11 protein-coding genes are annotated in these 14,017 nt (G+C 75.0%); 7 read left to right on the plus strand and 4 right to left on the minus strand.

Features of this window, described 5'->3' with window-relative positions:
• Window positions 1-208: 208 nt before the first annotated feature.
• The gene (locus tag ADEH_RS23685) at window positions 209-2,905 is read left to right on the plus strand and encodes an OmcA/MtrC family decaheme c-type cytochrome (RefSeq protein ID WP_011421268.1); all 2,697 of its coding nucleotides are present in this window, start codon (window positions 209-211) and stop codon (window positions 2,903-2,905) included.
• Between the two features lie 97 nt (window positions 2,906-3,002).
• Here the strand turns inward: ADEH_RS23685 and ADEH_RS11485 are convergent, their stop codons facing one another.
• Entirely contained in the window at window positions 3,003-3,341 is a 339-nt protein-coding gene (locus ADEH_RS11485; protein ID WP_011421269.1) for a P-II family nitrogen regulator, read from the minus strand.
• A 273-nt stretch (window positions 3,342-3,614) separates the two neighbouring features.
• On the opposite strand from ADEH_RS11485, the gene ADEH_RS11490 reads away from it, so the two are divergent.
• Complete coding sequence (locus tag ADEH_RS11490; RefSeq protein WP_011421270.1) at window positions 3,615-5,135, plus strand: ammonium transporter; 1,521 nt, start codon at window positions 3,615-3,617, stop codon at window positions 5,133-5,135.
• Between the two features lie 80 nt (window positions 5,136-5,215).
• On the opposite strand, the gene ADEH_RS11495 is transcribed toward ADEH_RS11490, so the two are convergent.
• Both ADEH_RS11495 and ADEH_RS11500 read right to left on the minus strand, forming a co-directional pair.
• The gene (locus ADEH_RS11495; protein WP_011421271.1) at window positions 5,216-5,650 is read right to left on the minus strand and encodes a hypothetical protein; all 435 of its coding nucleotides are present in this window, start codon (window positions 5,648-5,650) and stop codon (window positions 5,216-5,218) included.
• Window positions 5,647-6,606 carry a 5'-3' exonuclease gene (locus ADEH_RS11500; RefSeq protein WP_011421272.1) on the minus strand — a complete coding sequence of 320 codons (960 nt, stop codon included), beginning with the start codon at window positions 6,604-6,606 and terminating at the stop codon, window positions 5,647-5,649. The genes ADEH_RS11495 and ADEH_RS11500 overlap by 4 nt, the downstream gene beginning before the upstream one ends.
• 195 nt (window positions 6,607-6,801) lie before the next feature.
• On the opposite strand from ADEH_RS11500, the gene aceA reads away from it, so the two are divergent.
• The 5 genes from aceA to ADEH_RS11525 all read left to right on the plus strand — a co-directional run bounded on the left by aceA (window position 6,802) and on the right by ADEH_RS11525 (window position 12,983).
• Window positions 6,802-9,051, plus strand: coding sequence for an isocitrate lyase ICL2 (aceA, locus tag ADEH_RS11505; RefSeq protein ID WP_011421273.1), 2,250 nt, complete (start codon window positions 6,802-6,804; stop codon window positions 9,049-9,051).
• An 86-nt stretch (window positions 9,052-9,137) separates the two neighbouring features.
• A complete protein-coding gene (locus ADEH_RS11510) occupies window positions 9,138-9,407 on the plus strand; it encodes a MoaD/ThiS family protein (protein WP_041453503.1) in 270 nt (89 codons plus the stop codon).
• A 4-nt stretch (window positions 9,408-9,411) separates the two neighbouring features.
• Window positions 9,412-10,557, plus strand: coding sequence for a WD40/YVTN/BNR-like repeat-containing protein (locus ADEH_RS11515; protein ID WP_011421275.1), 1,146 nt, complete (start codon window positions 9,412-9,414; stop codon window positions 10,555-10,557).
• A gap of 112 nt (window positions 10,558-10,669) precedes the next feature.
• Complete coding sequence (locus ADEH_RS11520) at window positions 10,670-11,593, plus strand: DUF1207 domain-containing protein (protein ID WP_011421276.1); 924 nt, start codon at window positions 10,670-10,672, stop codon at window positions 11,591-11,593.
• 163 nt (window positions 11,594-11,756) lie between these two features.
• The gene (locus ADEH_RS11525) at window positions 11,757-12,983 is read left to right on the plus strand and encodes an FAD-dependent oxidoreductase (RefSeq protein WP_011421277.1); all 1,227 of its coding nucleotides are present in this window, start codon (window positions 11,757-11,759) and stop codon (window positions 12,981-12,983) included.
• A gap of 79 nt (window positions 12,984-13,062) precedes the next feature.
• Here ADEH_RS11525 and mdh read toward each other — a convergent pair whose 3' ends face one another.
• Window positions 13,063-14,013, minus strand: a complete 951-nt coding sequence (gene mdh, locus ADEH_RS11530; RefSeq protein WP_011421278.1) for a malate dehydrogenase — start codon at window positions 14,011-14,013, stop codon at window positions 13,063-13,065.
• Window positions 14,014-14,017: the final 4 nt, after the last annotated feature.

The raw sequence follows: 14,017 nt of genomic DNA on the forward strand, positions 1-14,017 counted from the left end.
GCTCCGCGCACGATTTGCCGCGCGACCGATCGCCGTGGGTCGAAACTCCGCGATCGCGGCGGTCGCCTCCGACCCGGTGCGACACCGCGCCGCGAAAAGCGCGCCCGCGTTGACGCCCGTCAAGATCTCGCTGGCCCCAACGGGACTATCAAGGCGATAGTCAAACCTATGGGTGCGGTCGAATGCGCGCCCCAAGGAGCCAGACGCAATGATCCGACGGACACTGCTGCTCGCGGCGCTCGGCCTCGTGGTCGTCGCCTGCGAGGGCGCGAAGGGCCCTGCCGGCGCACCCGGGCGCGACGGCACGAACGGGCAGGACGGCCAGGACGGTTCCAACGGCACCTCCTGCACCGTCACCGACAACCACGACGGCACCCACACCATCACCTGCACCGACGGCACCTCCGTGACCGTGTCGAACGGCGCGACCGGCGGGAACGTCGCGATCACCGACTTCCACGGCGCCGCGTTCATGAAGTCGAGCGGCGAGTACGCCACCGGCAAGTTCGACGTGAAGGTGACCATCACCAGCGCGACCGCCGCGGCCGACGGCACGCTGGCGGTGGACTTCACCGCCGCCACCCCCGGTGCCGGCGGGCAGCCGGTCCCGGGCATCGCCGCCATCACCGCCGACGTGGCGAAGCTCGTCCCCGGCACCGCCACGGAGCGGGCCTCCCGCTTCGTGCCGTACATCACGCGCATCGAGACCGCCACCACCGGCGACTGGCCGAACCCGGCCGGCACCACCGCGGTCCAGGGCAACACCGAGGGCAACGGCGCGCTCACCGACCACGGCGACGGCAGCTACACCTACGTGTTCGCCACCAACCTCGCGAACGCGACCACGGAGGGCGCGCCGGTCGGCTACCAGCGCAACCTGCTGCACCGCGTGTCGGTGATGATCGGCGGCCACGACGGCCCCACCGGCGAGGCCACCTTCGACTTCGTGCCGGACGGCTCCGCGATCACCACCACCCGCAACATCGTCCAGACCGCCGCCTGCAAGGCGTGCCACGGCGAGGAGTTCCACGGGCACGGCGGCAACCGCCTCTCGGTCGAGAACTGCGCCACCTGCCACGTGCCCGGCACCGCCGACGCGAACGGCGGCCAGAGCCTCGACCTCGCGGTCATGATCCACAAGATCCACGCGGGCGGCGAGCTGGCCAGCCTGCCCGGCGCGGACGGCAAGATCTGGGACGACCCGAGCACGCCGGCGGACGAGTCCGCCGACAACGGCGAGTACGCGATCTGGGGCTACCGGAACACCAAGCACGAGTGGTGGAAGGCCGAGTTCCCGGCCGTGCTCGCGAACTGCCAGAAGTGCCACACCGGCACCGGCGCGCAGGTGGACAACTGGAAGACGAACCCCACCCGCCAGGCCTGCGGCTCCTGCCACGACACGGTGGACTTCGCCACCGGCGCGAACCACCTGGGCGGCGCCCAGGCGGACGACTCCGGGTGCGCGACCTGCCACGGCGCGACCACCGGCTGGGCGCCCATCGTGCCCGCGCACGACTGGACGACGAAGGATCCGCGCAACGTCCCCGAGTTCGACGCGGAGCTGTCGCTGTCCGCGCCCGCGAACGGCAAGTACTACGTGGCCGGCGAGGCGCCGGTCGTCACGGTGGTCCTGAAGGACAAGGCGACGGGGACGCCCATCGACCACGACCTCGTCACCGGCGCGGCGCTCGGGTGCCTCCCCACCGGCTGCCCGGCCCCGACCAGCCCCACCACCTTCGCGAACACCGCCTTCTTCATGAGCGGCCCGCGCGCCACGCGCAACCCGGTGCTCACCACCACCGCGCGCGCCAAGATCGAGGCCGCCGCGCCCGCCTCGTGGGACCTCTCCGGCGGCGCCGCGCTGGCGCTCAAGGTGGACAACGGCCGGGACGTCACCATGTACAACCAGACCGGCGGTGACTTCGTCGCGTCCGGGACCATCTCGGTGACCGTGCCGGCGGCGGCGTTCGCGAACCCGGCCGCGGCGACGCCCGCGGAGCTGGCGGCCGGCCTGAACGCCATCCCGGCCTTCAGCCGCCGCGCCATCGCCTACGTCGAGGGCGGCCGCTTCGGCATCCGCAGCCGCAACCTGGGCCGCCTCTACGCGATCCAGCTCGATCCCAGCGCGGTGACGACCGCCGTGTTCGGGGGCGACACCGCCCTGAAGCTGCCGGGCGGCTACTACCCGTCCAACACCCTCGCGTTCAACGCCGCGCCCGGCGCGGCGAACGACCGGAAGGTGACCCGCACCGCCGGGTCGATCACGTACCAGCTCGATCCGGTGGACGACCTGCAGCCCGGCACCTACGTCGCGAGCGTCGAGATCTCGCGGCTCGGGCGCGTGAGCGAGACGAACTACCGCACGCCCACCGTGGCGAAGGTCGCGTTCCAGGTGAAGACCGCGGCGGTGGAGAAGCCGATCGCGAGCAACTGCAACTCCTGCCACCAGAGCGCCGACGGCCGGGGCTTCGTCCTCGACTTCTCGCGCCACAACAAGATCTTCTCCGACGACGCCGTGGACCAGTGCGGCGCGTGCCACGACTACCAGCCCGGCTCCGCCACCGGCGCCTGGCTGGGCGGCCACCCGATCTCGAAGCGCGTCCACGCCGTGCACTTCGGGTCGAGCCTGTTCACCCCGCTCGCCACCGTCGCCTACTCCAACGGCGACCCGGTCGCCGGCCGGAACTGGGACATCACGTTCCCGCAGGACGTCCGGAACTGCCAGGCGTGCCACCCCGACGGCACCTCGAGCGGCACCTGGGCCGCGCGCCCGAACCGGCTCGCGTGCTGGGGCTGCCACGACGGCGACGCGGCGAAGGCGCACATGGCGCTGCAGACGCTCGACCCGACCCCGGCGAACCCGTGGAGCGGTGACGAGCAGGAGTCCTGCCAGGCCTGCCACTAGGCCCGGCAGCCGCTGAACCTCGGGCCCGGTGGGGCGGCTTCGGCCGCCCGCCGGGCCCTTCCCTTTTCCGGCGCCGCGCGGGGCCGCGCCCGGCCCCCTAGAGCGCGTCCTCGCCCCGGTCGCCGGTGCGGATCCGGACCGCCTCGTCCACCGGCGTGACGAAGATCTTCCCGTCGCCGATCCGGCCGGTCCGCACCCACGCCTCGAGCTCGGCGACCATCCGCGGCACGAGCGGATCCGGGACCACCAGCTCGACCCGCAGCTTCGGCACCAGCTCGACGGCGTACTCGGCGCCCCGGTACAGCTCGACGTGCCCGCGCTGCCGCCCGAAGCCGCGCGCCTCCGACACCGTCATCCCCGAGAGCCACGGGTGGGCCAGCGCGGCGCGGACCTGCGCCATGCGCGACGGCCGGATGATCGCCTCGATCCGCTTCATGGACACCTCCGCGCCGGCGCACGTGCAATCACCGTGCGTGCACCGCGGCCCGCGCCGCGGGCGCCGGGACCACGTCGCCGCGCCGTCGCCGCCGCATCCCCGTGCACGCCGCTGCCCGCCCTCCCGGCAGCAGCCCCCGCCGGAGCGCGCGCGCTCGCCGGAAACCGCCGCCAACGGGCCTCCGCGCGCGCCGGTACGCGCGCTGCAAAGGCGCCTCGCGTCCCATCCAACGCGACCGCGTCCGGCCGCCCACAGCACGGGAGAACTCGTCCGATGAAGAAGCTCCGAGCCTTGCTCCTCCTCGCAGCGCTGGCCGCCCCGGCGGCCCTGCTCCTCCATGCGCCGGCCGCGCGCGCCGCCGACGCCGCCGCGGCGGCGCCGGTCGCGTTCACGCAGGGGATGGCCGACGCCATCGCCGCCCAGAAGGTCGGGCTCGACACGATCTGGGTGATGATCGCGGCGTTCCTGGTCTTCTTCATGAACCTCGGCTTCGCGCTGGTCGAGTCCGGCTTCTGCCGCGCGAAGAACACCGTGAACATCCTGTTCAAGAACTTCGTGGTGTTCGCGATCTCGTCGCTCGCGTTCCTGGTGATCGGGTACGGCCTGATGTTCGGGGACGGCAACCCGTTCTTCGGCACGAGCGGGCTCCTGTTCGCGTCCGGCGCGGACAACAGCCCCGCGCTCGGCGACGCGTACCAGGGCGTCTACCACGCGCTCAACTGGACCGGCGTGCCGCTGTGGGCGAAGTTCTTCTTCCAGCTCGTGTTCGCCGGCACCGCCGCCACCATCGTGTCCGGCGCGGTCGCCGAGCGGATCAAGTTCAAGTCGTTCATCGTCTTCACGCTGTTCCTGGTCGGCGTGGTCTACCCGGTTGGCGGCCACATGATCTGGGGCGGCGGCTGGCTCGCCGGCAAGGGCTTCCTCGACTTCGCCGGCTCGACGGTGGTGCACTCGATCGGCGGCTGGGCGGCGCTCGCCGGCATCCTCGTGCTCGGGCCGCGGCTCGGGAAGTACGGTCCCGGCAAGCAGATCAACGTCATCCCCGGCCACAACATGACCAGCGCCGCCATCGGCGTGTTCGTGCTGTGGTTCGGCTGGTTCGGCTTCAACCCCGGCTCGACCATGGCGGCGGACGGCGCGTCCATCGCGCACATCGCCACCACCACCAACGTGGCCGCCGCGGCGGGCACCGTCTCCTCCATGCTCGCCGCCTGGATCTTCCTGAAGAAGCCGGACTTCGGCATCACGCTGAACGGCTGCCTGGCGGGGCTCGTCGCCATCACCGCGGGCTGCGCGTTCGTGAGCGTGCTCAGCTCGCTCGTCATCGGCCTGGTCGCCGGCGTGCTGGTGGTCGCGGCGGTGGTGTTCTTCGACCGGATCCGCGTGGACGACCCGGTCGGCGCGACGGCGGTGCACCTCGCGAACGGCGTCTTCGGCACCGTCGCGCTCGGGCTGTTCGCGGATCCCACCGTGGCGCCGTGCGCGGCGGTCGCGAAGCCCGGCCTGTTCCTGGGCGGCGGCATGGCGCAGCTCGGCCCGCAGCTCCTGGGCGTGGGCGTGGTGGCGGTGTCCGTCTTCACGCTCTCGCTGGCGGCCTGGTACGTGACGAAGCTCCTGTCCGGCGGGATCCGCGTGACGGCCGAGGAGGAGCTGGAGGGCCTGGACGTCGGCGAGCACGGCAACTCCGCGTACCCGGAGTTCCAGATCCGCTCGGGCGGCGCGTTCGGCGGCACGGCGCCCCACGGCGCCGAGCCGGTCGCGGTCGCGGTCGGCAAGACGACCCCGGCCTACTGACCTGGGGCGGGGGGAACGACGCGAGGCGGGGCCCGTCGCACGGCGGGTCCCGCCTCCGCGCACCCGGGCCGCGCGGCGCGCTACCGCGGCGGCAGCGCGGCGCGCAGGGTCCGGGCGCGGGGCGAGAGCGCCTCCTCCGGCTCCGCCTCGACCGCCGCGCGCGCCTCGGCGTCCAGCGGCGCGCCACGGCCGGCCGCCTCCAGCCACAGCTCCGCCGCGCGCCGGCGCCAGCCCGCCTCCAGCGGATCGGCCTGCTCGCGCGCGATCTCCGCGCGCTCCTGGCACAGCCGCGCGAGCACCAGCAGCCGCTCCGGCTCCGCCACCAGCGCGGCCGCGGTGGCCGACTCCACCGAGGCGACCATGCGCAGGTCGATGCCGACCAGCCCGGTCGCGGTGGCCTCGAGCTGCTGGACCGCCTGCTCGTGCGCGCCGGCCCGCCGGAGCTTCAGCACGCCCGCCAGCGCCCAGCCGAGCTGCTCCAGCATCCGCTGGATGAAGTCGCGGCGGAGCGTCATGCCCGCTCCCCGCCCGCCGCGTCGCCGGCCTCCCCCGGCCCGGCCGGCGGCGGCGGTGCGCCGCCCGCGCCCGCCCAGCGCGCCGGCCGCGCCTCGAGCCCCTGCACCAGCCGCTCCGCGCCGAGCGAGGCCGCCCAGGCGCCGAGCCGCTCGCGCGGGAGCCCGGGCCAGCGCAGGTCCTCGAGCCGCTCCGGCAGCGGCGCGTCGGTGACCAGCGTGGCGAGCCGCCGGTACAGCAGCGCCGCCTCGCGCCCGTCCTCCAGCGCCCGCCCCAGCTTCGCCGCGCCGCGCACGCCCGCCGGCCAGCGCGCCGGGTCGGCGGGGACGTCCTCGAGGTGCCCGTACACCGCGAGCAGCGCCGACGCGCTGCGCTCGCCGAACCCCGGCAGCCCCGGGATCCCGTCCGCCGCGTCGCCCACCAGCGCCAGCCAGTCCGGCACGCTCTGCGGCTGGATGCCCCGCCGCGCCAGCAGCGCCGCCTCGTCCACCTCGCGCCCGCGCATGCGGTCCACCTGGACCACCCGCCGCCCGCGGAGGCACTGCCCCAGGTCCTTGTCCGGCGTGAGGATGCGGACCTGCTCCACCTCGTCGCGGAAGCGAGCCGCCGCGGTGGCGAGCGCGTCGTCCGCCTCCAGCGCGTCCATCGACCACACCACCAGCCCGAGCGCCCGCGCGGCGTCCTCGGCGGCCTCGAGCTGCGCGAGCAGCTCGGGCGGCACGCCCTCCTCGCTCTTGTAGCCGGCCCACAGGTCGTTGCGGAACGAGCGGATGGGCCGGTCGAACGCGACCGCCACGTGCGTGACCGCCTCGCCCGCCTCGTGCAGCAGCGCCACGAGCGACGCGGCCATCCCGAGCGTCGCCTTCACCTCGCGGCCGTCGGGCGCCCGGTGCCCCGGCCGCCCGGAGAAGTGCGCGCGGAACAGCTCGTAGGTGCCGTCCACCAGGTGGAGCCTCATGCCGCGGAGTATACGCTCCGCGAACCCGCGCCCGGGGCGTGCGCGCCCGGCCGCGCCCCTGAGGGCACGTGGTCCGACGAGCCCCCTCCCGCCCGGGCCGCGCCCCGCGCGTGCGCCCCCGATGCGCGGTGGCCTCCCGGACCGTCCGGGTCCAGCCTGTCGGGACGCGCCGCCGACGGCGCCAGGAGACGACACATGGACTTCGAGCAGGAGGTCGCGGCGCTCCGCCGCTGGTTCGAGAGCCCACGGTTCGCGGGCATCCGGCGCATCCACACCGCCCGCGAGGTGATGGAGCAGCGCGGCACGATCCGCCAGGACTACCCGGTGGCGCGCGAGGCCGCCGAGGCGTTCCACGCGCGGCTGCGCGAGCTGTTCCAGCAGCGGCGCTGCATCACCACCTTCGGCCCCTACTCGCCCGGTCAGGCCGTGGCGATGAAGAAGATGGGCATCGAGGCGATCTACCTGGGCGGCTGGGCCACCTCGGCGAAGGGCTCCGTCCAGGAGGACCCCGGCCCCGACCTCGCCAGCTACCCGCTCAGCCAGGTGCCCGACGAGGCGGCGCCCATCGTGCGCGCGCTGCTCACCGCCGACCGGAACCAGCACCACGCCCGCTCGCGCATGACCGAGGAGCAGCGGCGCGCCACCCCGGCGGTGGACTTCCGGCCGTTCATCATCGCCGACGCCGACACCGGCCACGGCGGCGACGCGCAGGTGCGGAACCTCGTGCGCCGCTTCGTCGAGGTCGGGGTGCCCGGCTACCACATCGAGGACCAGAAGCCGGGCGTGAAGAAGTGCGGGCACCAGGGGGGCAAGGTGCTCGTCGCCGAGGACGAGCAGCTGAAGCGGCTCTCCGCGGCGCGGTTCCAGCTCGACCTCATGGGCGTGCCCGGCATCGTGGTGGCGCGCACCGACGCCGAGTCGGCCACGCTGCTCGACGGCCGCGGCGACGAGCGCGACCAGCCGTTCATCCTGGGCGCGAGCAACCTCGCGGTCCCGGCGTTCCGCGCGGCGTTCCTGGCCATCCTGCGGCGGTTCCGCCGCGCCGGCGTGGAGGAGCTGTCCGGCCACGAGCTGTACGCGGTGTGCGACGAGGAGTACGCGGCCGCCGACGCGTGGCTGGACCGGGCCGGCTTCGACAAGGCCATCGCCGCCGCCGCCGCCGAGCACCAGCGCGGCGCGCTCGCGGTGGACGCCGCGCTGGACCGGGTCTTCGATCGCTTCGTGGACGCGTGGCAGCAGGAGGCCGGCGTCTGCACCTACGCCGAGGCGGTGGGGCAGGCGATCGCGTTCCGCGAGCACGAGGGCGAGCGCCCGGCCATGCGCCGCGACGAGTGGATGGCGTTCGCCGCGCGCGCGCCGTTCTACCGGGCGCGCGAGAAGGCGCGCGCCATGGGGATCGACCCGCCCTGGGACTGCGAGCACGCCAAGACGCCCGACGGCTACTACCAGGTGCGCGGCGGGATCGACTACGCCATCCAGAAGTCGCTGGCGGCGGCGCCGTTCGCGGACCTGCTCTGGATGGAGACGAAGACCGCCGACCTCGCCGACGCGCGGCGCTTCGCCGACGCCATCCACGCCGTCCACCCGGACAAGATGCTCGCCTACAACCTGTCGCCGTCCTTCAACTGGGACACGACCGGCATGGACGACGACCAGATGCGCCGCTTCCCCGAGGAGCTCGGGAAGCTCGGGTTCGTCTTCGACTTCATCACCTACGGCGGCCACCAGATCGACGGGCTCGCCGCGGAGGAGTTCGCGACCGCGCTGCGCGAGGACGGGATGCTCGCGCTGGCGCGGCTGCAGCGGAAGTTCCGGCTGCTCGAGTCCGGCTACCGGACGCCGCAGACGCTGGTGGGCGGGCCGCGGCTCGACGCGGCGCTCATGGCCGTCTCCGGCCGGACCGCCACCACCAAGGCCATGGGCCAGGGCTCGACCCAGCACCAGCACCTCGTCCAGACCGAGGTGCCGCCCCGGCTGCTGGACGACTGGCTCGACCTGTGGCGCGACCAGCACGGCGTGCCGGGCAGGCTCCACGCCACGCTCAGGCCGGTCACCGCCGGCTCCGACCTGCTCGAGCTGGTGGTCACGTCCGCCGACGGCGAGCGGAAGCTCGACGTCACCTTCGCGAGCATCACCGACCGCCGCGGGCGCAGCATCCTCTCGGTGCGCGACCAGAACACGCACGACCTGTCGCTCCGGCGCAAGCGGCTCATGACGCTCGCGCAGCTGTTCCTGTTCCACCGCTACCGGGTGGACTCGGCGCACTACGTCACGCCCACCGAGGACAACCAGCGGCAGGCGGAGGGCATGAAGGCGCTCGGCCTGTTCCGCTCGGTGGCGCAGGAGGTGGGCGAGATCATCGTCGCGGACGTGGACCGGGCCCGGGTGAAGGCGCTCGCCGCGCGCGACCACGCCGCGCTGAAGGCGCTCATCGCCCGCGCCTGACGCGCCCTGCGCGAGGCGCCCCGACCGGCGCGTTGCGGCGGGCGGTCACGTCCACCATGCGTGAGCCTCGTTTCCCCGAGGCCCGCATGCCGCTCGTGACCTTCACCGCGACGCTCCGGCGCCACCTCGACGCGCCGCCCGCCGAGGTGCCGGGCGCGACCGTGCGCGAGGCGCTCGAGGCCGCGTTCCGCGGCAACCCGCGCCTGCGCGGCTACGTGCTCGACGACCAGGGGCGGCTGCGCAAGCACGTGGCCGTGTTCGTGGACGGCGCGCTCGTGCTCGACCGCGACGGCCTCGCCGACCCGGTGCGCCCCGGGAGCGGCATCCACGTCATGCAGGCGCTCTCGGGAGGGTGAGGCCATGGGCTCGAGCGATCGGCTGAGCGTCGCCACGCGCAAGGGGCTGTTCCTGCTGGAGCGGCGCGCGGGCGGCTGGGAGATCGAGCGCTGCGCGTTCCTGGGCGACCCGGTCAGCCTGGTGCTCGACGACCCGCGCGACGGCGCGATCTACGCGGCGCTGGCGCTCGGGCACTTCGGCGTGAAGCTGCACCGCTCCGACGATCGCGGCCGGACCTGGACCGAGGTGGCCGCGCCCGCGTTCCCGCCCGCGTCCGGGGGCGCCGGCGAGGCGCCCAGCGTGCAGCAGCTCTGGGCGCTCGAGCCCGCCGGCCCGGATCGGCCCGGCGCCCTGTGGGCGGGGACCATCCCGGCGGCGCTGTTCCGCTCCACCGACCGCGGCGAGTCCTGGACGCTGATGCGCGGCCTGTGGGACCGCCCCGAGCGCAAGGACTGGGGCGGCGGCGGCTACGACCAGCCCGGCCTGCACTCGATCGCGGTGGACCCGCGCGACCCGCGGCGGCTGCTGTGCGCCATCTCCACCGGCGGCGTCTGGGGCACGGCGGACGCCGGCGAGACCTGGGCGCTGCGCGCCACCGGCATGTACGCGGAGTACATGCCGCCCGAGCGCCGCGGGGATCCCAACGCGCAGGACGTCCACCGCCTCGCCCAGGCGCCCACCGCGCCCGAGCGCCTGTACGCGCAGCACCACAACGGCGTGTTCCGCAGCGTGGACGGCGGCGAGCGGTGGACCGAGATCACCGCCGTCCAGCCGTCCAAGTTCGGCTTCGCGGTGGCGGTGCACCCGCGCGATCCGCTCACGGCCTGGTTCGTGCCCGCCGTGAAGGACGAGCGGCGCGTGCCGGTGGACGGGAAGCTGGTGGTGGCGCGCACGCGCGACGGCGGCGACACGTTCGAGGTGCTGCGCGAGGGGCTCCCGCAGGCGCACGCGTACGACCTCGTGTACCGGCACGGGCTCGCGGTGGACGCCGGCGGGGACCGGCTGGCGATGGGCTCGACGACGGGCGGGCTGTGGCTCTCCGAGGACGGCGGGGATCGCTGGGTGCAGCACCCGGCGCGGCTGCCGCCGATCTATCAGGTCGCCTTCGGGCAGGTCGCCTTCGGGCAGGTCGCCTCCGGGCAGGCGGCGTCCGGCGGGGCCTCCCGGTAGGGCGCCCTCCCGCCGGCCAGCCCGGCCGGACAGGCGCCGGACGGCCAGGCGTGCCCTAGCGTGAGGCGCCTCGCGGCGTCCGCCGCGACGCCCACGCCCACCCGGAGGCCCCATGCTGCCCGCCCGCCGCCCGCGGCCGTTCCCGCTCGCGATCCTGCTCGCCCTCGGCCTCGCCGCCCCCGCCGGCGTGGCCGCCGCGCAGCCGCAGGACGTGCGGGTCCTGCAGTGCGGCACCGGCGTCCACCAGGACGAGGCGTTCGGGGTGGTGTGGCTCCCGCAGGGCGAGGTCTTCTGCCCGCTCGTCGCCGACCCGAAGGCGGTGCGCTCCTTCGTCTCGTACCTGTACGGCAAGTTCCCGACCAGCCGCGGCTCGCTCCACCTCGGCTCGGTGGGCATCGGCGACGGCCTGCCGCTGCTGCGCGTCGGCGGCCCGCGCGCCGCGGACGGGCTGCAGGTCGGCCTGGAGGCGGCGGTGTTCGCGCAGTTCGACCTCGACTCGCGGAGCGACGACCTCCTCAACGCCGACTACACCGTGGGGATCCCGGTGACGTTCCGGCGGGCGGGCTTCTCCGTCCGGCTGCGGCCGTACCACCAGAGCTCCCACCTCGGGGACGAGCTGCTCCTGCGCGCCGACGGCGAGATCGTGCGGCAGAACCTGTCGTTCGAGTCGGTGGAGCTGATCCTGTCGCAGGAGCTCGGGCCGCTGCGCGTCTACGCCGGCGGCGAGCACCTCCTCCGCCGCAGCCCGGGCGCGCTGGATCCGCGCGTCGCGCACGCGGGCGCAGAGCTGCGCGCCGGGCCGGACCGCGGCGCCCGGCTGGTCGTCGCCGGGGACGTGAAGTCGAGCGAGCAGCAGCAGTGGAAGCCGGCCTGGAGCGGCCGCGCCGGCGTCGAGGTCGCCTGGTGGCGCTCGCCGGGCCACCCGCCGCGCGTGTGGAGCCTGCTCGCGGAGTACTACGACGGCCCCTCGCCGTACGGGCAGTTCTTCCTCGAGTCCACGCGCTACGCGGGGCTGGGGCTGCACCTCCAGCTGTAGCGCCGGCGGCGGCCGGGCGTCCGGGCGCTCGCCGGCCCGGCGCGCGCAGCGCCACGCTTTCGCCCCTCGCGGCCGTTTCGACGCGGCGCCCGCTCGCGCATGCACCGGCGCGACGCCGGCCGGGCGCGCCGGGTGTGCGCCGAGCGGGCCGGGGGAGGCAGCCATGGCGTTCGACGTGATCGTGGTGGGCGGCGGGATCGGCGGCGCTGCGCTGGCGGGCGCGCTCGCCCGCGGCGGGCGCGAGGTGCTGGTGCTCGAGCGCGAGACCCGGTTCCGCGACCGGGTCCGCGGGGAGAACCTGCTGCCGTGGGGTGTCGCGGCGGCGCGCCGCCTGGGGATCCTGGACGACCTGGTCGGCGCGGGCGGGATCCTCATCCCCTGGTTCACGAACTACGCGGGCGGTCAGGTGGCCCGGCGGCGGCACCTGCCGTCCACCACGCCCGGCGCGGACCCGGCGCTGAACGTCTACCACCCGGCCATGCAGGAGGCGCTGCTGGCGCGCGCCGCGGCGCGAGGCGCGACGGTCCGGCGCGGCGCCACCGTGGTGGCGCTGGCGTGCGTGGACGGCCGGCCGCCCGAGGTCACCTGGGTCGAGGGCGGCGACCGCCGGACCGAGGTGGCGCCGGTGGTGGTGGCCGCCGACGGGCGCGAGTCCCGGGCCCGGGCGTGGGCCGGGTTCGAGGTCCGCCGCGAGCCCGAGCTGCTCGACATCGCCGGCGTGCTCGTCGAGGAGGCGGCCGCCCCGGAGGACTCGATCCACCTCGCGTTCGGGGACGGGGTCGCCATGCTGCTCGGGCCGCTCGGCGGCGGCCGTGCGCGCCTGTACTTCGTCTGCCCGGCCGCCGCGCGCCGGCCGGCCCTGACCGGGGACCGCCGCTTCGCGGCGTTCGCCGAGGCCTGCCGCGCCACCGGCGTGCCCGCGGCGTGGCTGGCGCGGGTCCGGCAGGCGGGGCCGCTGGCGCAGTTCTCCGGCGCGGAGCGCTGGGTGGACCACCCCTGCCGCGACGGCGTGGCGCTGATCGGCGACGCGGCCGCGTCCTCGGACCCGAGCTGGGGCTGCGGCCTCGCGCTCACGCTGGTGGACGTGGAGCGGCTGGCGGCCGCGCTCGGCGCGTGCGGCTCCGACGCCGAGGCGCTCGAGCGCTGGGCCGGCGAGCACGACGCGTACGCCGGCGCGCTCCGGCGCGTCCTCGACGGCATGGACCGGCTGGTGTGGACGCCCGGGCCCGAGGCGGCGGCGCGGCGCGCGCGGGTCATGCCGCGCCTGCTCGCCGGCGACCCCGCCCTTCCGGATCCGGTGGGGCTCGGACCCTTCGGCCCGTGCGACGACGCGGCGCTCGGGGCGCTGCTCGGGGACGGCGAGCCCGCCGCCCAGCTCGGGCTCGCCTGAGCCCGCAACGGCGGGGCCCCGACCGCCTGGCGGCGATCGGGGCCCCGGATCCTGCTCCGCGGCGAGGCCGCGGCGGCCGCTACTTCAGCGTGGCGACCAGGTCCTTCACGGCCTTGACGGACTTGTCCATCATGGCCTGCTCCTCGGCGTTCAGCTTGAGCTGGAGGACGCGCTCCGCGCCGCCCGCGCCGATCACCACCGGCACGCCGACGTAGAGGCCGTCCACGCCGAACTCGCCCTTCAGGAAGGCGCAGGTCGGGAGCACGCGCTTCTGGTCCTTGAGGAACGACTCGGCCATCGCGATGGCGCTGGAGGCCGGCGAGTAGAACGCGCTGCCGGTCTTCAGGAGGGCGACCACCTCGCCGCCCGCGCCGCGGGTGCGCTTCACCATCGCGGCCATCACCTCGGCGGCCTTGGCGGCGCCGTACTTCTGCTCGAGCAGCTCCATCACCGGGACGCCGCACACGCTGGTGTAGCGGACGAGCGGCACCATGTCGTCGCCGTGGCCGCCCAGGGTGACGGCGGTGACGTCCTTCACCGAGACGCCCAGCTCCCAGGCGATGAACGCGGCGAAGCGGGCCGAGTCGAGCACGCCGGCCTGGCCGACGACGCGGTTGTGCGGGAAGCCGGTGATGCGCTGGCAGAGCGTCACCATCGCGTCGAGCGGGTTCGAGATCACGATCACGAACGCGTTCGGGGCGTACTGCTTGATGCCCTCGGCCACGGTCGTCATGATCTTCGAGTTCACCGCGATGAGGTCGTCACGGCTCATGCCCGGCTTGCGGGGCAGGCCGGCGGTGACGATCACGACGTCCGCGCCCTTGATGTCCTCGTAGGTGTTGGTGCCCTTGAGGCTCACGTCGAAGCCGTCCACCGGCGCGGCCTCGGCGATGTCCAGCGTCTTCCCCTGCGGCAGCCCCTCGACGATGTCGAAGAGGACCACGTCGCCCAGCTCGCGGAGCGCCGCGAGCTGCGCCAGCACGCCGCCGATCTGCCCACCGCCGATCAGTGCAATCTTGGACCTGGCCATGTTC

Source organism: Anaeromyxobacter dehalogenans 2CP-C, from assembly GCF_000013385.1.
In the GTDB taxonomy this organism is placed as follows: domain Bacteria; phylum Myxococcota; class Myxococcia; order Myxococcales; family Anaeromyxobacteraceae; genus Anaeromyxobacter; species Anaeromyxobacter dehalogenans_B.